Here is a 26391-nt window from a genome sequence, read left to right on the forward strand (position 1 = left end):
CCCGCGCCGGGCGCCGGGGCGGGCGGCGTCTCTGCCGGGCCTCCGGCGGCCGGGGCGGGCGGCGTCTCTGCCGGGCCTCCGGCGGCCGGGGCGGTGGGGGAGGCGTCCGGAGTCGCCGCCACGTCGGCGCGCACTGTAGTCCCCGGCACCCGGGCCGCGCCCAGCGCCGGGCCGGTCGCGGGGTCGGCGGCAGTCGTGTCGGCCTCGCCGGGACCGGCGGTGACCGACAGGGCGGTGACCGCCAGGGCCGCCAGCACGCCGGCGGCGACCAGGGCCCCGGCGATCCGGGCGGTCCGCTCCGGCTGCTCCTCGTCGTCCGCCGGCTTCCCGTCACCGGTCCGGCGCCCGCCCGGGCGCTTCCCCGCGCGTGGGGACGCGGCCGCCGGAGCTGCGGGGGGCGTAGGAGCGGCCGAAGTGGTCTTGGCGGTGGCGGGCCCGGGTGCGTCGGCTCCTGGAGCATCCGTCGCGGAGGTGCCAGCCTCGGCAGGGCCGGGATCGGCGGCGGGTCCAGTCGCCATGGGAGTGGCCTCAGCCCCCTCCGGCGGGTGGCCCGGCAGGTCCTCGCCGGGCAGGTCGTCCCCCGGCAGGCCTTCCGCCGGGTGCGCGCCGTCCGGGCCTGCCTCCCACGGCAGGGTCCGGTCCCAGAGCGCGCCCCCGGCTGCGCCTGAGGTGTCCGTGGACGGCGTCACGCGTTCCATACGTCTCTGCTCCTCGTCGTCTGGCCCGGCCCGGCCGTGCGGAGGTCGCACCGGCTGCCGGGCCGCCGTGCCCGGACGGCAAGGGCCCGGACGTAGAGGGTCCGGGGCGACAACGGTCCGGGGGACGGGCCTCGGGCCCGCGTCATTCAACCCCCGCTCCGGCGGGCCCGGCCGGTTCCGGCGCCGACCTGGACCCTCCGCACCCGCTTCCTTGCATCAAGGTGCAAGCCGGGCCCGGCCCCGGCCGGATCCACCACCCGATGCGCCGCCGGATGCACCAACGGACACGCTTCCTGGGCCGCCGGGACAGAGAACCGCCCGGACGGCGGGAGCCCCCGCCGGGGGTTCCTAGGCTCCGACCCGGAGCGACCGGAGCGAACCACCGACCGGCCCCGCGGCGCCCGGACCCGCATCGAGCATGCAGCAGAGCACGCCGGCGCGGCACGGCACAGCAGAGAAACGGGAGAGAACCGGACGTGAGCGACGTGAGCACCGTGGTCGTCAGACGTCCGCCCCGCGCCGAGGGACCGGGCCTGCCGCAGGAACAGGTCGAACTGGCCGAGCCGCCGGTCCTGGGCGAACCCGCCACCGCGGACTTCGGTTCCGTGCTGACGTACCTGCCGATGGGCCTCGGCACCGGCGCGATGGTGCTGATGTTCTCCGTCGGCAACGGCGGCACCGCGATGTACGCGATGTCCGGGATGATGGGCGTCGCCATGGTCAGCATGACCCTGGTCCAGATCGGCCGCCCCGGCGCCGAGCGCCGCCGCCGCATCCGGGCCGAGCGCCGCGACTACCTGCGCTACCTCGCCCAGAAGCGCCGCCAGGCCCGGCAGGCCGCCGCCGGGCAGCGCGCCGCCCTGCTCTGGGACGAGCCCGACCCCGCCGAGCTGTGGGCGCTGGCCGGCGGCCCCCGTCTCTGGGAGCGCCGGCCCGGCCACGAGGACTTCGCCCGCATCCGGATCGGCACCGGTCCGCGCCGCGCCGCCCTGGAGTTCCTGCCCCCCAGGACCAAGCCGGTCGAGGACCTCGAACCGCTCTGCGCGATCTCGCTGCGCCGCTTCACCCACGCGCACCGGACGGTGCCGGACCTTCCCGTCCCGGTCTCCCTCCAGCGCTTCACCGCCATCGAGTTCGTCGGCGAGCAGGAGGACGCTCTCGCCCTGGCCCGCGCCATGGTCGGCCGGCTCGCGGTGTTCCACTCGCCCGACGAACTGCGCGTCGCGGTGCTCGCCGACGAGGCCGGCCGCCGGGAGTGGGACTGGCTGAAGTGGCTGCCGCACAACGCCCACCCGCAGGAGGAGGACGCCGCGGGCCCCGCCCGGCTGGCCGCCGGCGACCACGACGCCCTGCTCGACCTCCTCGGCGCCGGCGTCCGTGACCGGCCCGACCACGACACCGGCTCCGCCCCCGGCGTGGCCGAGCCCTTCGTGGTGGTCGTCGCCCAGGGCGTGCGCCTGCCGGAGACCTCCCGCCTGCTCGGCGCCGGACTGCGCGGCGTCGTCCTCCTCGACCTCACCGGCACCGTCCCCGGCGGGCCCCGGGTGCTGCGGCTCTCCGTCCGCGACGGCCGGGTCACCCTCCCCGCCGGGAGCGCCGCCGTCACCGCCCGCGCCGACCGGCTCAGCGCCGCCGAGGCCGACACCCTCGCCCGGGCTCTGGCCCCGCTGCGCACCGGCGGCGGCGCCGACCTGCGGGACCGTCCGCTGGAGTCCGACGTCGACCTCGCCACGCTGCTCGGCATCCGCGACGTCCGCGGCTACGACACCGCCGCCAAGTGGCGCCCCCGGCAGGCCCAGGACGCCCGTCTGAAGGTGCCGATCGGCGTCACCGAGGACGGCGAGGTGGTCGAGCTGGACCTCAAGGAGTCCGCCCAGGGCGGCATGGGCCCGCACGGCCTGCTGATCGGTGCCACCGGCTCCGGGAAGAGCGAGCTGCTGCGTACCCTCGTGATCGGCCTGGCCGCCACCCACTCCTCCGAACTCCTCAACCTCGTCCTGGTCGACTTCAAGGGCGGCGCCACCTTCCTCCACCTGGACCGGCTGCCGCACACCTCCGCCGTCATCACCAACCTCGCCGACGAGCTCCACCTCGTCGACCGGATGCGCGACTCCATCAGCGGCGAGATGATCCGCCGCCAGGAGCTGTTGCGCGAGGCCGGGCACGCCTCGCTCTACGAGTACGAGAAGGCCCGCGCCGCCGGAGCCACCCTCGCCCCGTTGCCCGCACTGCTGATCGTCGTCGACGAGTTCTCCGAACTCCTCGCCAGCAAGCCAGAGTTCGTCGACCTCTTCGTCTCCGTCGGCCGGCTCGGCCGCAGCCTCGGTGTGCACCTGCTGCTCGCCTCCCAGCGCCTGGACGAGTCCCGGATCCACCGCGTCGAGGGCCACCTCTCCTACCGCGTCGCGCTGCGGACCTTCTCCTCCATGGAGTCCCGCAGCGTCATCGGCACCGCCAGCGCCTACGAGCTGCCCTCCGCCCCCGGCAACGGCTACCTCAAGGTCGACACCACCAACCTGGTCCGCTTCAAGGCCGCCTACGTCTCCGGCCCCGCGCCAGCCGCGCCCCACCCCGACCAGGTGCGCACCGGCCTGCCCGCCCGGGAGGTCACCGCCTTCGGCCTGGAACAGCGCGGCCCGTTCGCCTCCGCCCGCATGGACGAGGAGGCGGCCCTGCTCTCCCTCGCCGAACAGGCCCTGCTCCGGCGCCCCGCCGAGGACCAGCCGGCCGAGGAGGGCGGCGACAGCCTCTCCGAGGTCCTGGTCGCCCGGCTGGAGGACGCCGGACCGCCAGCCCGCCAGGTCTGGCTTCCCCCGCTCACCGCCCCACCCAGCCTGGACCAGCTGCTGCCCGGCATCGTGCCCGACCCGGACCGCGGTCTCGCCACCTCCGACCCGCGCCTGCGCGGCGCCCTGCGCGTCCCGCTCGGCCTGGTCGACCGCCCCTTCGAGCAGCTGCGCGACCTGCTCGTCGCCGACCTCTCCGGGGCCGACGGCCACATCGGCGTCGTCGGAGCCCCGCAGACCGGCAAGTCCACCCTGCTCCGCACCCTCATCCTCGCCCTGGCGCTCGCCCACACCCCCGAGGAGGTCCAGTTCTACTGCCTCGACTTCGGCGGCGGCGGCCTGGTCTCCACCGCGGGCCTCCCGCACGTCGGCTCCGTCGCCACCCGGCTGGAACGCGACCGCGTGCTGCGCACCGTCGAGGAACTCCACCAGCTCCTCGAACACCGCGAACAGCTCTTCACCTCCCGCGGCCTGGAGTCCGCCGCCGCCTACCGTGCCCTGCGCGCCCGCGGCGCCGTCGACGACCCGTACGGCGACGTGTTCCTGGTCGTCGACGGCTGGGCCACGCTCCGCCAGGAGTACGAGGACCTGGAACAGCGGGTGATGGACCTCGCCGCCCGCGGGCTCTCCTTCGGCATCCACGTCGTCGCCTCCGCCGTGCGCTGGTCCGAACTCCGCTCCCGGCTGCGCGACCTGCTCGGCACCAAGCTCGAACTGCGCCTCGGCGACTCCATGGAGTCCGAGGTCGGCTCCAAGGCCGCCGCCGCCGTGCCGCACCGGCCCGGCCACGGACTCACCGTCACCGGGCACCACTTCCTCTCCGCACTGCCCCGGCTCGACGGCTCCCCCCGCACCGACGACCTCACCGCCGCCACCAAGGCCGCCGTCGCCGAGATCGACGCCTTCGCCCCCGGCGGCGCGGCCCCCGGCGTGCGCCTGCTTCCCACCCGCCTGGACGCCCACCGGCTCCCCGGTCCAGCCGAAATCCCCGACCTGCGGTTCTGCCTCGGCCTCGACGAACAGCGGCTCGCCCCGGTCTGGCACGACTTCGGCACCACACCGCACCTGACCGTCTTCGGCGACGGCGAGACCGGCAAGACCAACGCCCTGCGCCTCGCCGTCCGCGCCATCACCGCCCGCTACCGCCCCGAGGAGGCCCGAATCCTGCTGGCCGACCCCGGCCGCGGACTCCTCAACGACGTCCCCGAGGCCTACCGGGTCGGCCTCGCCGTCGACACCGACGGCCTCGGACGCCTCGCCGAGAGCGCCGCCGTCTCCGTCGGCAGCCGGCTGCCCGGCACCGACATCACGCCCGAGCAGCTCGCCCGGCGCGACTGGTGGCAGGGGCCCAGACTCTTCGTCCTCGTCGACGATCACGACCTGCTCACCGGCCCGCCCGGCGCACCCTCCCCGACCGCCCCGCTCGTCCCGCTGCTTGCCCAGGGCGTCCACATCGGCCTCCACCTGGTCGTCGCCCGCAGCACCTCCGGCGCCATGCGCGCTGTCATGGACCCGCTGCTGCGCAGGATGTGGGAGCTCGGCAACCCCGCCCTGCTGCTCTCCTACCCCAAGGAGGAGGGCAGGTTCCTCGGCGAGGCCAGGCCCCGCACCCTGCCCCCCGGCCGCGCCCAGCTGGTCACCCGGCGCACCGTCACGCTCGTCCAGACCGGCCTCGTATCCGCACCCCCCGCCCCGACTGGAGCACCATGACCACCGCACCGCCCCCGGTGGAGGCCACCGAGGTCTGCCGCATCACCGTCGACGGCCCCGCCGGCCGGGCCGACCTCGCCGTCCCCGTCACCACCACCGTCGCGGCCCTGCTGCCGGTCCTGACCCGGGACCTCCCCGCCACCCCCGGTCGGGCCACCCCCGCCTGGGTCCTGCAACGCCTCGGCGAGGACCCCCTCGACCCCGAGGCCACCCCGGCCACCGCCGGCCTGCACCACGGCGACGTGCTGCGGCTGCGCCCCGCCGATGACCCGCTGCCCGCCCTGCACTTCGACGACATCGCCGACGGCGTCGCCGACCGCGTCGGCCGCGACCCCGGCCGCTGGCACCCCGGCCTCACCCGCGGCCTCGCCCTGCTCCTGGCCGGCGCCGCCCTCACCGCGCTCGCCGCCGCCCTGCTCACCGCCGGCGCGGGCCCGGCCACGGCCGCACGCTGCGCCGCCGTCGCCGCGGTCCTCACCGTCTGCTGCGCCGTGGCCGCCCGCACCGGCGCCGTCCGGGGCGGCGTCCTGCTCGGCGGCACCGGCGCCCTCCTCTTCGCCGCACTGGCCGGGCTCACCCTTCGTGCCGCCCCCGGCCCCGGGCACCTCCCGGACACCGTCCTCGGCGTCCCGGCCGCCGCCGCCGGCGTCGTGGCGCTCGCTGCCGTGCTGCTCGGCGTCGGCGCCCTGCCGCTGGCCGTCCCCGGCACGGCCGTGCTCACCGCCGTCGCCGCCGCCTGCGGTGCCGTCCTGGTCCGGGCCGGCTGGACGGACCCGGCCCGGGCCGCCGCACTGCTTGCCGTCGCGTCCTTCGTCCTCGGCCACCTGGCACCGCGCCTCGCCCTGCGCGTTGCCCGCCTGCGCGTGCCCCACCTGCCGCACGACGCCGAGGAACTCCAGCGCGACCTCGACCCCGAGCCCGGCGACCGGCTGGCCCGCCGGGTCACCGTCGCCACCGCCTGCCTCGACAGCATCGCCGCTGCCTCCGCGCTCGTGCAGAGCGCCGCCGTCACCCTGCTCGTCGTCCTTGACGACGGCTGGACCGGGTGGCTGCTGCCGCTCACCCTCGGCGCGGCCGTCCTGCTGCGTGCCCGCAACACCGACGGCACTCTCCAGCGGATCCCCGCGCTGCTCGCCGGCGCCTACCCGCCGGCGCTGCTCCTCGTCCTGCGCGTCGCCCCCACCGGGCCGGCCGGATCGGCGGCGGCCGCCACGCTGCTGCTCACCGCCGCCGTCTTCCTGCTGCTCGCCGCCGGACGGCTGCCGAAGGCCCGGCTGCTGCCGATCTGGGGACACCTCGGCGACCTCGCCGAGACCGCCGCCGCGATCGCCCTGCTGCCGCTGCTGCTCCACGTCCTCGGTGCGTACGCCCGCCTGCGCGCGCTGGCCGGTTAGGGGGAACGGGCATGCAGACACGACGCGACCACGTCCAGTCCCACCGGTTCGCGATGGGCCGCCTGGCCTCCGCCCTCGTCGGGGGAGACCCGGGCCAGGGTGACAGCCCCACCCGCCGCTCCGCGCTCGGCACCATCCTCGGCGCCGGAGTCGCCGTGCTGCTCTGCGGCGGAGCGGCCGGCTACGGCCTGCTCGCACCGGCGCCCGGCACCGCGTGGCGCAAGAACGGCACCGTTCTGGTCGAGAAGGAGACCGGCAACCGCTACGTCTACCTGGACGGCGAGCTGCGCCCGGCCCGCAACCGGGCCTCGGCCTTGCTGCTCGCCGGCGGCCCGGCCGCGCCCGAGGCCGTCCCCGCCAAGGCCCTGGCGGGCACCCCGCGCGGAGTCCCGATCGGCATCCCGGACGCCCCCGACACCGTGCCGGCCGCCTCCGGGCTGCTCACCGGCACCTGGGCCCGCTGCCTGCGGACGGGCGCGCCGGGCACCCCGGGCGCGGCGGGCGGGGCGAGTACGGCGGGCGGCGGCGGCCAGACCCTCGTGTTCGGGCCCGCCGCGGACGTGCTGCCCCCGCTGCCCGCCGACCGGGCGGCGCTGGCCACCGGGCCGGACGGCGCCCACTACCTGCTGCTGCACGACACCAAGTACCCCGTCCCCGCCGACTCCGCGCTGGTCGCCCTCGGCCTCGACGACCGCCCCGCCCTCGCCGCGCCCGCCGAATGGCTCGCCGCCGTGCCCACCGGCACGCCGCTCGCCCCCGGCGTGCCGCCCGGCTTCGGGAACCCGGCTGGCACCGTCGCCGGCCAGGCCACCGTGACCGGCCAGCTGTTCCGCACCGGCGCCGGCACCGACGCCCACCACTACCTCCAGCGCGCCGACGGCCTCGCCCCCGTCGGCGCGACCGAGTACGCCCTGCTCGCCGCCGTGCCCGGCACACCGGCCCCGCGGACCGTGACCCAGGCGGACGTCGCGGCGGCCCCGGTCTCCGCCGAGCGCGGCCTGCTCACCCGGCTCCCCGAGGTCATCGGCCTGCGCGCCCCCTCCGCCGGGGAGCTCTGCCTGCGCACCGGCCCGGACGACGACAAGCGCCTCGTGCTCGCGCCGGCCCCCGACCGGCCCGTCGTCATGCCACCCGGCACCGGCGCGCTCGCCACCGCCCCGGGCGGCGGGCAGCCCTACCTGCTCACCGAGCAGGGCGCGCGCTACCCGATCGCCGACGGCGACGCCGCCCGCGCGCTCGGCCTCGGCGACTCCCACCGCCCCATCGTGCTGCCCGCCGACGTCCTCGCGCTGCTGCCCGAGGGCCCCGTCCTCAGCCGCGCCGCGGCGCGACGGTGACGGGGGAGCGGCCGTGAGACTGCGCCTGCGCGCCGCCGCGAGCGGCGCCCTCCTCATCCACCCCAAGGGCGAACCCGACCACCGGGCCGTGGAGTTCGCCCGCTGCCTCGCCCCCGACGACCGGCACACTCTGGTCGTCGTCGACCTGCCCGCAGAGGCCGTCGAGCGCGAATGGCAGGCGGTGGCCCGCCTGCTGGCGCCCGCCCGCTACCGCAGCCTGCGCCTGGTCTTCGGCCGCGGCCCTCGCGAGGAGATCCGCCGGGCGGGTGCCCGGATCGCCGAGCGGCTCGGCCGCGAGGTCCTCGCGGCCGACGGCGAACCGACGCCGACGATCAGCGGCGGCCTCTTCGTCCCCGCGGACCGCGGTGAGGGGTGGCTGCGCTTCAGCCCCGGCCGTCCGGCGGAGCGGGACTCGCAGCGCTTCCCCAAGCCGGCCTGGGAGTTCACCAGCCCCACCGGGCCCCGGCCGCTCGGGCCGGACACCGTCGCCGAACCGCTGCCGAGCGGGGTCTGGGTGCGCAGCACGCGCGAGGAGCCCCCGGCCGCCGACCGCCGGCAGCTGGTCGAGGCGGTCCCGGCCGACCTCGACCTGCTGCTCGTCGTGATCGGCAGCCCCGGCGCCCCGGCGGTCGCCCTGGACGCGGTGGCGCGGTTCTGGGGCACGGTGCTGCCCAGCGTCCGGCCGGCCGTCAGGTTCGTGCTGCACGGCGCCCTGGAGACGCCGGGGACGGCCGAGCCCGGGCAGGCGCTCGCCGACGCGCTGGGGCACCGGGTGGTGCGGTACCCGGCGCTGCCGGTCGCGGTGCCGGGTGCGGGGGCGCCGGGTGCTGCCCGGACGTTCGGCGCGCCGGGGTACGGGCAGGACCGGCGGGCGGTGGTGCACCTCCCGGCGCAGGCGCAGTCGCAGGTGCAGTCGGAGGTGCCGGTACAGGTGCAGCCGGAGATACAGGTACAGGAGCAGGCACGGCCGGTCGTGGCCGGTGGGGTGAGGCCGTCGGCCGAAGTCGGCGCGGTGGCTGTGGCAGTGGCGGTGGCCGGAGCGGCGACGCCCCGGCTGGTGGCCGTCCGTCCGCCGGACCCGCCCGGGCCGACCACGGCCGAGCCCGGACCTGTCGCGTCCTTTCCGCCCGTTCCGCGCGGCCCGGTTCCGCCCGGGCCCATGGTGCCCGAGCCGACCGTTCCTGAGCCCACCGCAGTCGGCCCCGCCGAAGCAAGCCCCGACGCGCCCGCCCCCGCGACGCCGGCCCCGGCCCCGGCGCCGGCGCCTGTCCCGGGGTTCCGGCTGGAGTCCGGAGGCCCGCCGCCCCCGCCCGCACCGGCGACCGTGCCGGATCCGGCGCCGTCTCCCTCGCCGTCCCCGGCCGTTCCCGCTGCGCCCGCTGTGCCCGGTACCCCCGCCGCATCCGTCGCCGCCCCGGCGTCGGGCGGTCTCCGCGCGCGGGTGCAGCCCGTCCCCGAGGCCGCCGCCTGTGCGGTCCCACCCGAGCGGGGAGTCGAGCAGGAGCGCGGCTGGGTGCGCCGCACCTTCAGCGAGCAGTTCAACGCGATCGCCGGATCGGTCTCCCGGGTGATGTCGGAGTCCCCGGGTCTGCGCGGCATGGATCGCGCCGAGGCGGCGGCCGCGCTCACCGAACTGGTCTCCGTCCGGCTCTACCTGTCCGGGGACAGCCGCCGGGCGGACGCCGCCGTCCGGAGCGCCGACCCGGGTCCGCACGTGCCGCTGGCCCGGTGCGTGGCGGCAGGGCTGCGCAGACTGCCCTCGTACCGCGGGCCGGCCCTGCTCCGGAGCGGGCTGGGTGAGGCGGAGCGGGCGCTCTACCGCGAGGGTGGGCTGCTCACCGAGTGGGCCTTCTGCCACGCCCGCACCACCCTCCACGCCGGGCCGCCGGGCGGGACGGACGTGCTGGTCTGGTCGATGACGGCCCGTCGGACGGCGATGCTGGACCCGGCCGCGCCCGACCGGGTGCTCTTCCTGCCGGGCACCGGCTTCAAGGTGCTGCGGGTGGACGGCCGGACGGTCATGCTGCGCGAGCTCTCGCCGTCCGAGATCGCCGCCGACGGCCGGGTGGACCTGCGGCCGGTGAAGCTGGACGCGATGGCGCTGGCCGGCCTGGAACGGATCCCGGCCGCACTGGCGGCGGCCGGGACGGACGAGACCCTCGAAGGCGCCGACCCGCCCGGGCTGATGCCCGCCCCCCGGCTGCCGGTTCCCGACACGTCCGTCCCCCCGTCGTCCGGCTCCCGGCCGCCAGGCACCCAGGTGCCCGTCGCCCCGCCGTCCGGCCCCCGGACGCCCACCCCCCGCACGGAAGGAGCCGGCCTGTGAGCAGGCAGGTGTTGCTCGTCTCCCCGGACCGCCCGGGCGCCCACCGCTCGATCTCCGGCGCCCTCGCCGAGGCCCCCGAGGGCGCGCTGATCACCGTCGCCCCGGGCCGCTACGAGGAGGCGCTCGGCATCACGCGCCCGGTCACCGTGGCCGTCGCCGGGGAGGCCGGGAGCGTCGAGGTGCACGCCGCCGCCGGCAGCACCGTGGTGGTGGACGCCGAGGCGGTGCAGCTGTCCGGCCTGGTGCTCTCCGGTGCCGACCGGCAGGCCCCCGTCCTGGACCTTCGCCGCGGGCAGTCCGCGCTCGACGGCTGCCGGATCACCGGCGAGGCGTGGGCCGCCGTGCTGGTGCGTCAGGACGCCACCCTCGCGGCGCGCGGCTGTCGGGTGGCCAACCCGTACGGCGCCGGGGTGGTGGTCACCTCCACCGCGGCCAGCGTCCTGGAGGACACCGAGGTGACGGACGCCGGCTCCTCGGCGGTGGTGGTCGCCGAGCGCGGCCGCCTGGAGGTCCGGGACTGCCGGCTGGACCGGCCGCGGGGCAACGGGATCTGCGTCAACGGCAGCGGATCGGTGCTGGCCGAGGGCGTCAGGATCACCGGCAGCGGGAAGCCGGGCCTCGCCGTCGAGCAGGAGGGCCGGGCGGCCCTGCACCGGGTGAAGGTGAGCGGCAGCGCCGCCGTCGACGCCTACCTCACCAGCCGGGGCGAGACCACCCTGACCGACTGCGTCCTCTCCGGATCGGCCGGACAGGCGGTGCACGTCGCCGAGGGTGCGGTGCCGTTGCTGCGCGGCTGCACGGTCACCGGGGCGGCGGGCAGCGGGGTGGAGGTGACCGGCGGCGGGAGGCCGGTGCTCCGGGACTGCGAGATCACCGGGACGCCGGTCGGGCTCCGGGTGAGCGGCCCCGGCAGCGCCGCCGTGGCCGACGGGCTGACCGTGCGGGACGCCGCCACCGCCGCCGTCCTGGTCACCGACCGGGCCGGCGGCGAACTCGACCGGCTGACCGTCACCGGGGCGGCCGGCCACGGCGTCCGGGCCGACGGCGGCGCGGAGGTCTCGCTGCGGGCGGCGGCGATCACCCTGGCCGGCGGGACGGCCGTCGAGCTGACGGGCCGCGCTACCGGCCTGCTGACCGGCGCTCGGATCACCACCACCGGCCCGGGGCGGGGCCTGGGAGTGGCGCACGGGGCGAGCGTCCGGCTCACCGCCTCGCTGCTGGACGGCTGCCCGGCGGTCGTCGGCGAGAACGGCGAACTGATCGCCCACGAGAGCGAGTTCACCGGCTCGGGCGCCGAGGGAGTGCGGGTGCTGGCGGGCGGCTCGTTCACGGCCGTGGGGTGCCGGGTCAGCGGGGCCCGCGGCCACGGCGTCGACGTCCGGGCGGGCGCCCGGGCCGACCTCGGCAACTGCACGGTCGTGGAGAACGCGGGCGGCGGGGTGCGGTCCGCCGGTCCGGAGGGCTCCGTGCGCCTCCACGACTGCGAGGTCCAGGACACGGCGGTCCAGGACACGGCGGTCCGGGGTGCGCCGGCCCGGGGCGCGGGGGGAGTGCGCGACGGCGCCGCCGCGCGGGCCGGGGCCTCCGCCGGCTCGGCGCCCGGCTCGGCGGCGGACGGCCCGTCCGCGCACGCCGGGACCGGGCCGCTGGCCGAACTGGACGCGCTGGTGGGCCTGGAGAGCGTCAAGCGGGAGGTCACCGGGCTGATCAACCTCAACCGGATGACCCAGCGGCGAAGCGAGATGGGCCTGCCGATGCCCCCGATGAGCCGGCACCTGGTGTTCGCCGGCCCGCCCGGCACCGGCAAGACCACCGTGGCCCGGCTCTACGGCGCCGTCCTCGCCGAGCTCGGCATCCTCGGCCAGGGCCACATCGTGGAGGTGGCCCGCGCCGACCTGGTCGCCCAGATCATCGGCGGCACCGCCATCAAGACCACGGAGGTCTTCACCAGGGCGCTCGGCGGGGTGCTCTTCGTCGACGAGGCCTACACCCTGACCAACCAGTCCCGGGGCACCGGGCCGGACTTCGGGCAGGAGGCGGTGGAGACCCTGATGAAGCTGATGGAGGACCACCGTGACGAGATCGTCGTCATCGTGGCGGGCTACTCCGAGCAGATGGACCAGTTCCTGGCCTCCAACCCGGGGATGGCGTCCCGCTTCTCGCGCACGGTGGAGTTCCCCAACTACGCGCCCGGCGAGTTGGTGACCATCGTCCGGGGCCTGGGCGCCAAGCACTGCTACGAACTGACCGGCGACGCGGTGGAGGCGTTGACCCGCCACTTCGAGGACGTCCCGAAGGGGCCGACCTTTGGCAACGGCCGGGTCGCCCGGCAGGTCTTCGAGTCGATGATCAGCAGCCAGGCGTCCCGGCTGGCCGTCCGGCCGCCCTCGGAGGACGGCGAACTCAGCGTGCTCACGGCCGCCGACGTCACCGCCGTCCGCGCCGAAGCCGTCCGTGTCGAGCCCGTCCCCGCCGAGGCGGACCGGCCGCCCGCGGCCGTTCCCCCAGCACCTTCCCCCGCCCCTCCAGCACCCTCCCCCGCCCCCGCGGCACCTCCCGGGCCCGGGGCCGCAGTCCGTCCGGCGGCCGGCCGCCACCTGGCCGGGCTGGTCGGCCTGGCCCCCGTCCGGCAGGCGCTGGCGGCCCGGCTGGACACCCTCGCCGCGTCCGCACGCGGCGTCACGGGCCTGGCGGACGTCGTCCTGGAGGGCACGCCCGGCAGCGGCCGGCGGGCCCTGGCCGCCGCTTACGCCCGGTCCCTGGCCGAGCTCGGCCTCCTCTCGCTCGGCACGTTGGACCGGTTGCCGCTGTCGGACGTCCCGGCCCGGTGGGCGGAGCAGCCGCGCAGCCCCGTCGCCGACGCCTTCCGGCGGGCCGCGGGCGGCGTGCTGCTGGTCGAGGCGGACCCGCTGTTCGAGCGCCGGCCCGCCGTCGAACAGGCCGCGGTGGTGGACGCGTTGGCGGCCGGTGCGGCGGCGCGGGACGAGCACGGTGCCGCCCTGGTGCTCTCCGGGCACGCGCCGTTCCTGATGGGCCTGCTGGCGGCGCGGACGGACCTCGCGGGTGTCTTTGCCGAGTACCTGCCGCTGCCCCCGTACACCGGCGCCGAGCTGGCCGCACTGACCGTCCGGCGGCTGGAGTCGCTGGGTCTCGCCGTCACCGACGAGGTGTCCGCGGAGCTGGCCGGACAGGACGGTTCGCAGGGGGCGCGTGGGGCGCACCTGCTGGCGTTGCGGATCGCCGGTTCCGCCCGCGCGCGCACCGTCACCCCGGCGGACCTGCCCGCCCCGTTCCGCGCCGCGGCCGACGGGCGGCCGGTGCAGCGATCCGGGGTCGGCGGGGCAGCGGAGGGGTGATCCGCGGCCCGGCCGACCCCGGGTGGAGCAGCATGAACGACAGAGGCTCAGCACGGCAGCACTCCTGACCGCACGACCGAAAGGACCGGTTGATGGCCAACCAGACGACCTCCGTCAGCATCGAGGGGATGCTGGCCGCCCAGAGCAACTTCCAGACCGCGCTGGACGAGGCGAACCGCACCTACACCCAGATGGCCGGCCAGATCGAGACGCTCCAGTCCAGCTGGACCGGCGACGCCTCCACCACCTACCTCGGGGCGATGAACACCTGGCTCCAGGACTTCGGCACCGTCCGCACGCAGCTCGGCCTGATGCTGGAGAAACTCCAGGCCAACACCGGGTCGTACGGGACGACCCACCAGGCCACCACGGACATGGCCTCCCAGCTCAGCAAGGGCATGGCCACCCCGCTGCCCGGCTTCTAGGAGACGCCCCGTGGACCAGGCCGGGCGCGGGCCGGTCCACGGGCTCCGCCCCGGCCGCGCCGCCCGCCCCCGGAACACCCAGGAGGAGACACACCCATGAGCACGTACGCGGTCAGCATGACCCAGGTCGAGTACATCGTCGGCGAGATGGCCGCGATCAGCAACAAGCTCCAGCAGACCCTGAGCCAGCTGGACGACGGCACCGCGCAGCACCTCAGCGAGTGGAGCAGCGACGCCCGCACCACCTACGACACCGCCAAGGCCAAGTGGGACGCTGCGGCCGGCGACATGGTGCTCCAGGCACAGAACGCGACCACCGCGCTCGGGCAGATCCACGAGTCCTACCACCAGGGCGAGCGGCACGGCGTGAGCCTCTGGGACCAGTGACATGTCGGCGACCGACGAGTCCCTCGCCGCGCGCGACGACTCCCACCAGTCCTCCGACCCGAACATCAACAACAACGACTACGGCGGCGGTTCCGGCAGCGGCAGTGGCAGTGGCAGCGGCTCCGGCGGCGGGGACCACTGGACCGGTGACCCCCACATCGGTGCCGGGCACGGCACGTTCAGCGACACCAACCCCTTCGCGGTCCCGGTCGTGCCGCGGCACGGCGCGACCGGCCCGGGCACCGTCGCGGTGAGCACGCCCTCCCTGGACGTGTTCGCGGCCAACATCGACCGGCTGATCCGGCCGATGAGCGAGGTCGCCACCGCCCTGGACGGCGTCCGGGTCGCGCCGGGCTCCTTCTACCACGCCAACGTCATGCGGAACCGGGTGAACGGGCCGAACGGCGACGCCGGGCTGAAGAAGGACTTCGGCGAGTCGCTCTCCTCGCTTATCACCGGGCTGACCGACCTGCGGGACGGCGTCAGGGCGCTGAGCGCCAAGTACCGCACGGTGGAGGAGGCCAACGGGATGACGGCCAGGGACTTCCAGCAGGCGATGGCCGACGCAGTCGGCGACTTCAACGCCGTGGTCACCGCGAACGGCGGCACCGGCACGGCGAACACCACCACCAACACCGGTGGCGGCACCGGCAACGGGACCGGCGGCAACACCCCCGCCCCGGCCTGACCGGGGCGGTCGGCCGGGCGGATCGAGAGGAGAACGGGACGTGCCCGACTACAACGGCCACGGCTTCCACCAGGGCGACGACGGAGCCGTCTTCGGCACCACCGACGGCTCGGCCACCGGCTCCGAGGGGGACTACGACCTCTGGGACTGGAAGCAGATCATGGCGGCCGTCAGCGGCATGTCCGCCGGGGCCGGGGACGACGTCAACCTGTCCCACGCCCGGTCGGTCTCCGATCCCCGGTCGCTCCAGGACGCCGCCAACACCTACTACCGGGTGCAGAAGTCGCTGGAGGCGGTGGCGAAGAGCCTGGTCGACCAGGCCAAGGCGCTGGCCGGGGAGGACGGCCCCTGGAAGGGTCCGGCGGCGGACTCCTTCCTCGACACCATGACCACCTTCTCCCGCCAGGTCGCGGCCAACGCCAAGGTGCTGTCCGGCGGTTCGACCGGCCGGCACTCCGTCCCCCAGCAGCTGGCGAACAACGCCGTCACGCTGAGGAACGCCAGGCTCAAGCTCGCCGAGATCGACACCTGGTACGCCAACCGGGCGCAGCAGCTGGGCCTGACACCGATGTCCAACGGCCTCATCCCGATCAGCCAGAAGCCGGAGCTGGTCCGCAACATGACCGAGGACATGCGGACGGTGCTGAAGAGCCTCGCCTCGCACTACCAGTTCACCTCCGACACGATCGTTTCCCCGCAGCCGGTTCCCTCACCGATCAACACCCCTGACGAGCACCAGGGGCCCGGCGGCGACGGTCCGGGCGGCGGCCCCGGCCCGCTGCCGGATCCGCAGGGCGTCGGCGGGGACCTCCCGGGCGGGGGCGACCTCGCGAGCCTCGCCGCCGGGCCCGGCCTCGACGGGCTCGGCGGGCCGGGGGACCTCGGTGCCGGCCCCGGTGGCGCGGACGGTCTCGACGACCTCGCCGGACTGGGCGGCCCCGGTGGGCTGAGCGAGCTCGGCGGGCCGGGCGGCCTCAACGGTGCCGGGCTGCCGGACCTGCCCGGGCTGTCCTTCCCCGGCGGGCTCGGCCTCGGCCCCGGCGGACTCGCCGCGCTCGACCCCGGCACCTTCCCCGGCCTGGGCGGCCTCGGTGGTCACGGCGGCCTCGACAAGCTGGGCGGGCTCGACGGGACCGACCTCGGCGGCCTGCCCGCGCTGGGCACGCTGGGCGCACTCGGTCTCGGCGGCCTCGCGGGCCTCGGCGGTCCGGGCGCGGCCGGCAAGGGCCTGGCCGCCGGCCGCGGCACGGTCTCCGGCCTCGCCGGGTTCCCGCGCGGCCTCGGTCTCGGCGGCCGGGCCGACCGGACAGGGGAGGAGACGGCGGGCGAGGAGCTCCAGGACGGCGCGGGCACGGCCACCGAGTCGAGCCTGCCGACGGGCATGGGCGGCGCCGGGATGCCCTTCATGCCGGGCATGGGCGGCGGCGCACCCGCGGGCCGGGGGGACGGCTCGGGCGAGCGGTCCGACGCCTCGGGCCTGCTGACGCCGAGTACGGAACCCTGGGAGGCCGGGGCGGAGTCCGGCGAGCCGGAGGCCGGATCCGGCACCGGCGCGGCCGCCGGCGGCGAGGGGCTGACGGCGGGCGGCGTACCGCTGGTGCCGGCCGCGGGAGTGGCGGGGGCGGCCGGGCGGAGCGAGGAGGGCACCGGCGCCCGCTCCGAGGCCGCGGGTCTTCTGGACGCTGGCACGGAGCCGTGGACGGCCGGCGCGGTCCGGGAGGCCGCCGTGCTGCCGGGCTTCGGCGGGCCGGTCACGGCCCTGGCCGCGGGGACGGCCACGGGGACGGGGACGGCGACCGCGGCGAAGGTCGCGGGCGCGGGTGCGGCGGCGAAGGGCACCGCGACGCCCCCGGCGGCCCCCGCGGAGGCGGGGACGACCGCGTCCGGGTCGGCCACCGCGACGGGCCCCGGTGACGCCGAGCGCCGGACGGCCGTCCTGCCCCGGCCCGCGGCGGGCGGCACCGAGGAGGACACCGCGCTGTGGGAGCGCGGCGCCGGCGCATTCGTCCCGCTGCTGTGGGCGGCCGCGCCCGCCCGGCACGGACAGGGCGAGGAGCGGCCCGCCGAGGGGTCGGCCGTCGCCGCCGAACCGGCCGAGCCGTGGTCCACCTGGCAGCCGGACCGCACCGGCGGCGCAGCGGGCGGCGCCGGACAGGCCCTCGGCGCGGCGGTGTTCGGCTGCGGCGACGGCGGACCGGAGGCCCCGGCGTCCGAGGAGGAGACCGTCGAGGCCGAGGAGGAGACCGCCCCGCGCGGCGTCGCCGACCTGCTGCTCCTGGACGAGAGCACCTGGGGCGGCTCGCCGGACGGATCCGCCACCACCTACTGAACCCCGCCCCACCGGACCACGAGAGGAACACCGTGCCCAGCCCGTACGACCAGGAGATCGAGGACCTCCTCGCGCAGTACGCACGCCAGCGCGAGGGGGCCGCCGAGACCCGCCGCCGGATCGCGGCCACCACGGCGACCGCCACCGACCCGCGGCAGGCCGTCAAGGCCACCGTGGGCGCCCAGGGCGAGCTCACGGCCCTGGAGTTCCCCACCGGCGCCTACCGCAGGATGGCCCCGAAGGAGCTGGCCGACCTGCTGCTCGCCACCGTCGGGCAGGCCAGGGCGCAGGCGCTGGAGGCGGTGTCCGCGGTGGTGACCGCCGAACTGCCGCCGGGCGTGGTCCTGGGCGACCTGCTCCAGGGGCGGGTCGACCCGGCCGCGCTGCTCCCCGAGGAGCCGGCCATGCCGGAGGCCGTCCGCGCGTACGTGGACCACGGCCTCGACGGGGCGCCGCCGCGTGGCTGAGCGCTTCTCCGTCGACACCGAGGCCCTGGCGGCCGCCACCGGGCCGGTCCAGGAGCTGGCCGCGCTGATCAGATCGGTCGGCACCCGGCTGGAGGCCCGGCTCGGCGAGCTCGGCGAGTGCTGGGGCGAGGACTACACAGGCCGGGAGTTCCGCGACCAGTACCTCCAGCCGAAGGAGCAGCTCACCGAGGGGATCTCCGGCACCGCCGAGGTCCTGGACAGCACGGTGGACGGCATCGGGACCATGGCGAAGGGCTTCCGGCGCACCGAGGAGCAGAACGTCGAGGCCCTGCGCACGCTCACCGCGGCCACCCCCGACCTGCCGGCCGGCGGCGACGGCGTGCGTGGGCCGCACACCGGCGGCCCCCACACCGGCCGCCGCTGACCTGCCGGTCGCCGACGCGACCGCCGCTGACCCGCCGTCGCCGGGCCGTCGTCCGACCGACCCGTCCACCCGCCGCCACGCGCACGGCCGGCCAACACTCCTGTGACCGAGGAAGAGTGAACGCATGAGCGTCGAGATGCCCCCCGCCCTCGACTGGGTCGCCAAGCTGGCGGTCGGCCAGTCCTGGCCCAAGGGCGACGAGGACCGACTGCGCGGGCTGGGCGCGGCCTGGGACGACGCGGCGCGGGAACTCAAGGGCATCAGCGAGCAGTTGGGCTCGACGGGCAACGGTGTCCTGGAGGCGGTGGGCGGCCGGGTCGCCGACGAGTTCCGGGCCTTCGTGACCCAGCTGGAGACCGCCGTGCCGCAGATGGCGGAGTCCTCGCAGCAGATGGGCAAGCTCGGCCGTCACACCGGTGTGCAGATCGAGTACTCGAAGTACATGATCCTCGGCCAACTCGTCCTGCTGGCAGGTCAGATCGCGCAGTGGGCGTTCTTCGCACCCGAGGTCATCCCGGCGGCGATCACCTCGGCGCGGGTGGCGGTCCGGATGATCCTGCGCCGCTTGCTGATCTCGGTCGCCGCGGGGTTGGCGCTCAACCTCGGTCTGGACGCCGCCGTCCAGACCATCCAGATCCTCAAGGGCGACCGGACCGAGTGGAGCCTCGACAACACCAGGTCGGCCGCGATCTCCGGGGCGATCGGCGGTGCGGTCGGCGGGGTGTTCTTCGGCGTCGGCGGCGTCGTCGCGCCGAGGTTCGCCGGCTCGCTGATCGGCAAGGGCGTGCTCGGCGCGGCCACCGGAGTGACCACGGCCGGGATCATGCTGGGTGCCTTCGGTGGCGAGGAACTGCTCGGCGCCTCCGTCGCGGCCGGTATCGTCGGCTCGCTCGGCGGCGGCGGCCGGCGGAGGTTCGGCGGCAAGGGCGACACCGTCGCGGTGGACCAGGTCCACCTCGACCTGCCGGACCGGCCCGTGCTCGACCTGTCCGGCGAGGGGGTGGTGGAGAAGGCCCCGGTACCCGTGCCCGTGACCGCGTCGGACGGGCCGGCGGGCGGCGGCGGGCGGGCCGGGACCGGTCGGCCCCGGACCGCGGCGGGCGGGCCCGATCACCCCGGAGGCACACCCGCGGCCCCGGGAGAGGAGCGGCCGGCCGTCGCGCACGCGACCTCGACCGCCGCGCGGACGGCCGGCGAAGGGGCGGGCGGGCGCGCCGCCGCCGTCCTGCCGGGCTTCGCGACGGCCGTCGCCGACACCGGCCGGACGGCTTCGCAGGGCGGGACGGCAATGGCGAGGGGGACGGCGACCGGGTCCGCGGGTCGGTCGGCCCAGGTGGGCACGGGCGCCTCCGCCCACGCGCAGGCGGCTGGCGGGGTTCGCGTGGTGGGCGCCGCCGGGTCGTCGGGTGGCGCCGGTCGGACGGCGGAAGCCCCCTCATCGGCCGGCCACGCCATGGCGACGGGGCGCCCGCCGGTCGCCGCGTCGGCGGGCACCCCGGGCGCGGGTACCTTGGGCGCAGGAACTCCGGCCCGGCTGGACTCTGGAGGCTCGGAGAGCCGGGCTGCGGCGCCGGCGGTGGGCACCGGCCGCACCGCCGACCCCACGGGCGTCGGACGGCCCGCGACCTCGGCGGGACCAGCCGCCCCCGGCGGACCAGGCGGGGCGGCCACCCCCGGCCCCGTCCGGTCCGCCGCCGAGCGCGCGTCCGCCAAGGCGTCCGCCCCCGCAGAGCCGGTACGCACGGCGGCCGGTCCCGGCCCGCGCCCGGAGTACGGCCCCGCACGGGAGGCGGAGCCGACGGTGGCCACCGCTTCGGCCGGCACCTCCTCGCCCGCCACCGCTTCGGCCACCGCCTCCACGGCCCCCGCCGCTGCCGGCCCGGAGCACCCCACCGCCTCCACGGTCCCCGCCGCCGAGGCGCTCCCCCGTGACCGCCCTCGCCCCCCGGCGCCCCGGATGGTGCTGGACCGCACCCCGGGCTTCGTCGTCCGCTCCGGCTTCGAGGCCCGCCGGTTCGTGTACGCCGGCACCCCGGTCACCGACCTGACGGTCCGGATCGCCTTCCGGGACGGTGGCCGGGGGCACGACACCGCCTCGATCTGGTCCAGGCTGGTCCAAGGCGTCGAGGAGCACTTCAACCGGCCCGGCCACCAACTGGTCGGGGGCGATCGGCTGCACGTCACCGTGGTGCCCGCGCGCCCCGGCGAGCACGCCAACCTGACGGTCGACCTGGTCGGCCGGGACCGGGGTATGGACCAGCGCTCGTGGTGGCCGGACGCCGAACCGGTGGATTATGCGCACGAGTTGGGTCATCAGCTGGGCCTGCGCGACGAGTACCGGGCGCCGGACCTCCCGCACCGGCCCGCCGTCGAGGGCAGCATGATGGGCGACTACCACCGCCCGGCGCCCGGGGGCCTGCCGCAGGCCGGTCTCCGCGAGCGCCACCTCCGGCTCATCTCGGCCGTGGTCGGCGACCTGGACGCCTCGGTTCCCGCCGGAGGGCACCGCCTGAGCTGGGACGCCGCCCGGGCCGCCGCGACCCCGCACTCCCGCGCTCACGCCTGGGCGGACCCGGTCTCCGACCCGCTGCACCGGGGGCGGCCGACCGGTTCGTCCGCCGTGGCGCCACGCACCCACGCCTCGCCGAGCGACGCCGGCCAGGGTCATCACCCCAACGGGTCCGCCGCCGCAAACCCCGCCGCCGGAGACCCCGCCGCCGCAAACCCCGCCGCCGCGAGCGGCAGCGGATCCGCGGCCCAGCCGGATGCATCCCACAACTCGGTTCTGATGCAGCCCGGTTACGCCTCCGGCGACCAGTTCGGCATCTCGGTCTCGCTGCTGCACGAGCCCAACATGCACGTGCTGATCGCACGCGGCCCGGAGCCCGGCACCCCCGGCCACGACCCCGTCCAGGACAAGTCCCGGGCGATCGCACGGTTCTACCTCTCCACCGGGATCGACGCGGGCCGGATCCACTTCGTCGACGTCCCCTCGATGGAGAAGCGCACCGTCTGGCGGGCCCTGAACGGCGAGGCCACCCGGATCGCCCAGCAGGACTGGGGGATCGAGAAGAGCTACGACGAGATGTACCAGCAGGGGGAGATCTGGGGCGTCACCGACGGCACCGAGTACGTCGGGCAGGTCTTCTCCGACGGGCTGCGGAACACCGTCCGCGAGGCCTGGGGCATGACCGACGCGCACGACGGGCGGATCGGGTCCTGGCTGGAGGGGCGCGGGATCCACCTGCCCCCGAAGGACGGCAAGGTCCTGGTGCTCTGGTCCCGCTTCACCGGGAAGGCCACCCGGTGGGACGACCTGCGCAGCCGGATGGAGCACGACACCAGCTTCCAGGGCGTCCGGCAGATCGTGCGCGACGTCGGCCGCGAGTACGACGCGGTGATCATCACCGGGGACCCGCACCCGAACCCCGTGAAGAGCGACAAGTGGGACGACCTCGTCGTGCAGATGCGCTCCGAGCTGGGCACCGACACCGTCCACCACATCACCGGCTTCTGGAAGGAGAGGGGGGAGGAGCTCACCTCCTGGGGCGGTGACACCCGCACCGGGCAGTTCCTGCTGTACGACGCCCTGCACCGCCACTACCGGCTCGACCACCTCGGCTTCCGCTCCGGAAACCTGGAGGCGGTCGCGCTGCTCGGCCACCGGGTCTCCTACCTGGAGGAGGCGGGCGCCGGCGGTGCCGCCCGGATGGCGCAGTGGCACGACTCCGGCAACGGCCTGACCAGGGGCGGCGGCCTGGCGCCGGGCTACGAGCGAGTGATCGTCCCCGAGCCGCCCACCGCCTCCGGCCGATACGCGCAGCAGTTCGACGTCGACGGCTTCGCGCAGGACGGCCGCGGCTACCAGCCGCCGGACCCCAACGCCTGGTGGCGCAAGCCCACCGAGGTGTACGGCCAGGAGCGGGGCTTCGGCACCCGTGAACTGGACGACATCCGGGCCCAGTTGGGTCTGTCGGACGCCTCCGGGGCGCGTGACCGGGCCGGGTTCTTCACCGACCGGGTGCAGCACCTCCGGCGCAAGTACGAGGCGGTGCGCGCCGAGGTGGTCCGCCACTCCGGCGGGGGACCGCAGGTCGAGGCGTACCTGTCCGGCTACGACCGGTACTTCAGGACGGCACCGGAGCAGTACCACGCCGGGCCGGAGCAGCTCTACCACGACCTCGTCCAGCACGGCCTGCCTCACCTGCCGCAGCTCTGGCAGTACTCGCGGAACCTCGCGTACCAGGCGTACGCCCAGCAGGTGACCGCGCACGGGCAGCCCTCCTCCGGGGGTGACCCGGGGGGCGACGGGGTGGCCCCCCGGGCGCCGGCGTCCGACAGCACCGGCGCGGCCACCGGCCAGGCAGCCGTGCCGACCACCCCTCACGCCACCGGCCAGGCCACCGGTCCCGGCACCGGCCAGGTCACCGGCTACGCCGCCGGGACGGTCGCCGAGTCCCCGGCCGGGCCCTCGGCGACCCATGCCGCCCCCGGGCCGGAGGGCCCGACGCCCGCCAGCGACGTCCGGTCCGCCAGCGACGTCCGGTCCGTGAACGACGTCCGGTCCGTGAACGACGTCCGGTCCGTCGCGCCGGACCTCGCCCGGGAGCGCTACGGCCTGCCGGAGAAGAACTTCGGCAAGTTCCGGCAGCTCGCGCGGGAGCGGAACCTGGTGATCGACGTCCGGCCGACCAACACCGAGGCCCCGAAATGGCTCGACCAGGGGATGCTCCCGAAGCCGAAGGACATCAAGGCCAAGACGGTCAACGAGCTGGACGTCCACCTCGGGGCGGGCCGTGAACACGTCGGCCTGGTCGGGTACTTCGAGCCGGTGTGGCCCTCGCGCGAGGGCCTGGACGAGGCGACCTGGGGGCGCGTCGAGGCCCGGTACCGCCAGCGCGCCCACGAGTTCGCCGAACTGGCCCCGGTGATGCGCCGTTTGGAGTCCGAGGGCCGGTTCCGGGTGGAGCACGGGCTGGTGTTGGGGGAGGACGGGCAGGGCGGCTGGAGGGCCATCACCGGCGACCACGACGTGTTCGACATCTCGACCCCGGGCGGTTCCCGGCTGACACCGACCCGGTACGACGGCGTGGTCGGGGAGATGATGGCCAACGACATGGCCGTCATGCACGGCGCGCACAGCTACTGGTCACCGCAGTCGCCGTTCAGCAAGGGCATCTTCTCCAAGATCAACGCCTCCCACCTGCCGGGCGGCGAGCCGCTGGTGCGCTTCCGCCCCGACTCCGACCGGGCCGAGCTGGTCCACGCCGTGGAGCGGCCGGAGCGCCGGGCGTCGGACGGCCCGCCCGCCGGCATGGCCGACCCCGCCGAGGTGGCCCCGCGCGCTCCGATGACGACCGGCGAGCACGAACAGCCCGGCGGCCAGCAGACCGCCCAGACCGCCCAGACCGCCCAGACCGCACACCCGGGCCAGCCCGCCGGTCCGTCCGCCGGGCCCGACGCCGAGGGCCACGCGTTCCGCTACGCGGAAGGCGCCGTCGAGCCCGACGCCGTCCAGTTCGCCCGCGCCGACGCCCTGGCCGCCGAGTTGGTCCGCGCCGCGGTCGGGCGCGCGGAGTCCGGGCTGCCACTGCCGAGGATCACGGTCACCGGTCACGGCAACGGAACGGTCGCGGGCCAACCACACTTCGGCCGGGCCATGCAGATCGGCAAGGAGCGCGCCGAGGCGCTCGCCGATCTCCTCGTCGAGCGGCTCGCCACGCACCTGGGCGGACACGACACCCGGCTCACGACGGCGGACTTCGAGGTCCGCACGCGCTCCCGCGGCCAACTCGCCCCGCTGGGCACGGACCCGGCCCACCTCACCGCCGAGGAGCGCCGTCAGGCCGTGGTCACCGTCGACCACCCGGAGCCGGAACCCGCCGCCGCGGCCCCGGCGGACCACCCCGACGGGAGCACCGGAGGCACGGCGGAGGCGCGGGCCAACGCCGTCCGTCACGGTCTCGGCGCGGAGACGGTCGACTACCTGTTCGGCGACGGCCCCCGGCCCGGGCAGACGGTCGCCGCGATCGGCGAGCACCCGTCCTGGGTCGAGGACCGCGCGCTCGGCCGCTGGGCCGCCGGGGTCGCGATGACCCCCAAGTACGAGACCCTCGTCGCGCTCAACCGGCTGACCCGCTCCGGTGAGGGGCCGCAGGGCGACTCGCTGCTCTACCTCGGTGCGAACGCGGACGTCGAGCACCCGCTCTTCACCACCCGTGCGACCCGGATGACCCTCATCGGTGTCGACCCGGAGAACCTGGACGCGGTGACCCGCAAGGCCCACCTGGACCAGGTGGTCGGCGTCATGGAGCGGAGCCTGCGCGGCTACGCGACGCCGGGCCACGCGGTCGTGCGGGCGGAGACCGAACCCGGCCGGGTGACCAGACTGACCGTCGAGGGCCCGGACGGACCGGTGCTCACCGTCGACTACCACGCGGTCACCTACGACGAGTACCTGCACGCCAACCCCGCCGAGCGGTTCGACGTGGTGATGGACAAGGACTCCTGGCTGCTGGAGTGGCGTTCGGAGCAGGGGGTGGCGGACGCGGTCGACGGTCTGCTGGCGGAGGGCGGCAGCTGGGTCGGCGGGACGGAGCTCGGCGCGCCGGCCGACGCCCGGTTCACGCAGGCGCCGGCGGAGCGGCTGGGCGTCGGCGACCCCAAGTGGAGCGGCTACCAGGACCTGCGGCTCCGCACCCGGACCGACCGGCCCGCCGAACCGGCCGCCGCCCCCGCCTCGACTTCGGCCTCGACCCCGACCTCCTCGACGTCGGCCGCTGCCGGCGCCGGTTCCGGTACGGAGGCCAGGGCCGGCGAGCTGTTCAAGGGCGTCATGGTGGCCGCCCGGGACCGCTTCGCCTTCCGCGGCTGGACCTTCGACGAGGCCGCGTACAAGTCCATGCTCGACGACGACCTGGCGTACTCCCTCCCTTACCACGACTCCTTCGCCGGGGACGAGGCGAGCGTGCTGGCGAACGCGCTCGCGCTGCTCCCCGGCGTGGCGCAGCGCCTCTCCGCCGAGATCAGCACCTTCGCCGGGACGGACGGCGACTTCAGCCCGCGCCGTATCCTGCGGGACTTCGCCGTCCTGCTCGACCTCGACCCGGACGTGCTCGCCCCGCCCCCGACCGGGGCGACCGGAGAGGAGGGGGCCTGAGCCCCGGGCGGCCGTCCGACCGCCCCCCGCCGCACGACTACCCGCTGACGCTCGTCCGAGGCATCCTCCCAGGTGGGCGGCGGTGCGGCCAACCGGCCCGCCCTGTGTTGGCGCCATGACAGAGCTTCCCGGCTTCGCCGTCCTGCTGACCCGCCAGCTGCACCACCAGGGTCAGGAGGCCGCCGAGTTCGTCCCCGGGCGGGGGCCGGTGAGACCGACGTGGTCGCGTTGTTGGACGGCGCCGCGCCGGACCAGGCGCTGCTGCGTCGCGTCGCCCCCGCGCCGGACCAGGCGCTGCTGCGTCGCGTCGCCCCCGCGCCCGGCCTGGACACCGCCGACTTGTTCGAGATCGCGGCCGTCCCGCTGCCGGAGGACCTCGCAATGGCGCGGGAACCGCTTCGAAGGGGAAAGCCCCGACTCCTTGGAGCTGGTCGGCGAGGCCGTCGACTCCGCAGAGCCCCCCGAGCTCGACAGGACGGACCTGTGCGGCTACGAGCTCACGTGGTCGACTCCTGTCACCGTGCTGACCGGTGCCGGTACGGAGCGGTTCGACCTCACGGCGCAACTCTGCGTTCCCAACCGGAGCGCCCCGGTGCCCGGGCGGGCGTACGGGGTCTCGCTCTCCCTTGCCGTGCCGGGCGGGAACGTCTCCACGGCCCATCACCCGGACATCGAATCGGCGCTCCTGGAACCGCAGCGCAACGTTCCCGACGGAATGCGACTGCGGCGAGGCATACGCCGACTGGGCAGGCGAGCCGTGGGCGGAGGCCGAGACGGCCCGGCTGACCGAACTGCGGTTGCTGGGACAAGAGCTGGCGCTGGCGGCCGCTCTCGGATCCGGGCGGCCGCAGGAGGTCGTACCGGCCGCCCGGGCGCACGTACGCAGCCACCCGCTGCGCGAGGAGGGGGCGGCGGCCCGCCGAAGCGCCGCCAGGGCGACGCCC

General features: G+C 76.4%; 13 protein-coding genes and 2 pseudogenes. 14 read left to right on the top strand and 1 reads right to left on the bottom strand.

Annotated features, from left to right (window positions below):
- Nucleotides 1-698, bottom strand: a pseudogene (locus tag ACFWA9_RS27380) (hypothetical protein); the annotation flags it as partial.
- A gap of 485 nt (nt 699-1183) precedes the next feature.
- Between ACFWA9_RS27380 and eccCa the strand changes: the two are divergent.
- The 14 genes and pseudogenes from eccCa to ACFWA9_RS27450 all read left to right on the top strand — a co-directional run.
- The gene (gene eccCa / locus ACFWA9_RS27385) at nt 1184-5194 is read left to right on the top strand and encodes a type VII secretion protein EccCa (protein WP_380390501.1); all 4011 of its coding nucleotides are present in this window, start codon (nt 1184-1186) and stop codon (nt 5192-5194) included.
- Nucleotides 5191-6588, top strand: coding sequence for a type VII secretion integral membrane protein EccD (gene eccD / locus ACFWA9_RS27390; RefSeq protein ID WP_380390482.1), 1398 nt, complete (start codon nt 5191-5193; stop codon nt 6586-6588). Before eccCa ends, eccD begins: the two co-directional genes overlap by 4 nt.
- Nucleotides 6589-6599: 11 nt before the next feature.
- Nucleotides 6600-7925 carry a type VII secretion protein EccB gene (gene eccB, locus ACFWA9_RS27395; protein WP_380390483.1) on the top strand — a complete coding sequence of 442 codons (1326 nt, stop codon included), beginning with the start codon at nt 6600-6602 and terminating at the stop codon, nt 7923-7925.
- A gap of 13 nt (nt 7926-7938) precedes the next feature.
- Complete coding sequence (locus ACFWA9_RS27400) at nt 7939-10251, top strand: hypothetical protein (RefSeq protein WP_380390484.1); 2313 nt, start codon at nt 7939-7941, stop codon at nt 10249-10251.
- The gene (locus tag ACFWA9_RS27405; protein ID WP_380390486.1) at nt 10248-13607 is read left to right on the top strand and encodes a right-handed parallel beta-helix repeat-containing protein; all 3360 of its coding nucleotides are present in this window, start codon (nt 10248-10250) and stop codon (nt 13605-13607) included. The genes ACFWA9_RS27400 and ACFWA9_RS27405 overlap by 4 nt, the downstream gene beginning before the upstream one ends.
- 92 nt (nt 13608-13699) lie before the next feature.
- Nucleotides 13700-14032 (top strand): WXG100 family type VII secretion target, encoded by a 333-nt coding sequence (locus ACFWA9_RS27410; RefSeq protein WP_030396826.1) that lies wholly within the window; start codon nt 13700-13702, stop codon nt 14030-14032.
- Nucleotides 14033-14128: 96 nt separating this feature from the next.
- Nucleotides 14129-14419, top strand: a complete 291-nt coding sequence (locus tag ACFWA9_RS27415; RefSeq protein ID WP_380390487.1) for a WXG100 family type VII secretion target — start codon at nt 14129-14131, stop codon at nt 14417-14419.
- 1 nt (nt 14420) lies between these two features.
- Nucleotides 14421-15107, top strand: coding sequence for a hypothetical protein (locus ACFWA9_RS27420; protein ID WP_380390489.1), 687 nt, complete (start codon nt 14421-14423; stop codon nt 15105-15107).
- A gap of 40 nt (nt 15108-15147) precedes the next feature.
- On the top strand, nt 15148-17436 hold the full coding sequence (locus ACFWA9_RS27425) for a hypothetical protein (protein WP_380390491.1): 2289 nt from the start codon (nt 15148-15150) through the stop codon (nt 17434-17436).
- 32 nt (nt 17437-17468) lie between these two features.
- On the top strand, nt 17469-17903 hold the full coding sequence (locus ACFWA9_RS27430) for a YbaB/EbfC family nucleoid-associated protein (RefSeq protein WP_380390493.1): 435 nt from the start codon (nt 17469-17471) through the stop codon (nt 17901-17903).
- On the top strand, nt 17896-18288 hold the full coding sequence (locus ACFWA9_RS27435; protein ID WP_380390495.1) for a WXG100 family type VII secretion target: 393 nt from the start codon (nt 17896-17898) through the stop codon (nt 18286-18288). The genes ACFWA9_RS27430 and ACFWA9_RS27435 overlap by 8 nt, the downstream gene beginning before the upstream one ends.
- Nucleotides 18289-18412: 124 nt before the next feature.
- Entirely contained in the window at nt 18413-25447 is a 7035-nt protein-coding gene (locus ACFWA9_RS27440) for a hypothetical protein (RefSeq protein WP_380390497.1), read from the top strand.
- Between the two features lie 115 nt (nt 25448-25562).
- Nucleotides 25563-26168, top strand: a pseudogene (locus ACFWA9_RS27445) (DUF6304 family protein); the annotation flags it as partial.
- Nucleotides 26074-26391, top strand: a 318-nt coding sequence (locus tag ACFWA9_RS27450) for a BTAD domain-containing putative transcriptional regulator (protein WP_380390499.1), incomplete at its 3' end; no start/stop codon positions are given. The pseudogene ACFWA9_RS27445 and the gene ACFWA9_RS27450, both read left to right, overlap by 95 nt.

The organism is Kitasatospora sp. NPDC059973 (assembly GCF_042737525.1).
GTDB lineage: Bacteria > Actinomycetota > Actinomycetes > Streptomycetales > Streptomycetaceae > Kitasatospora.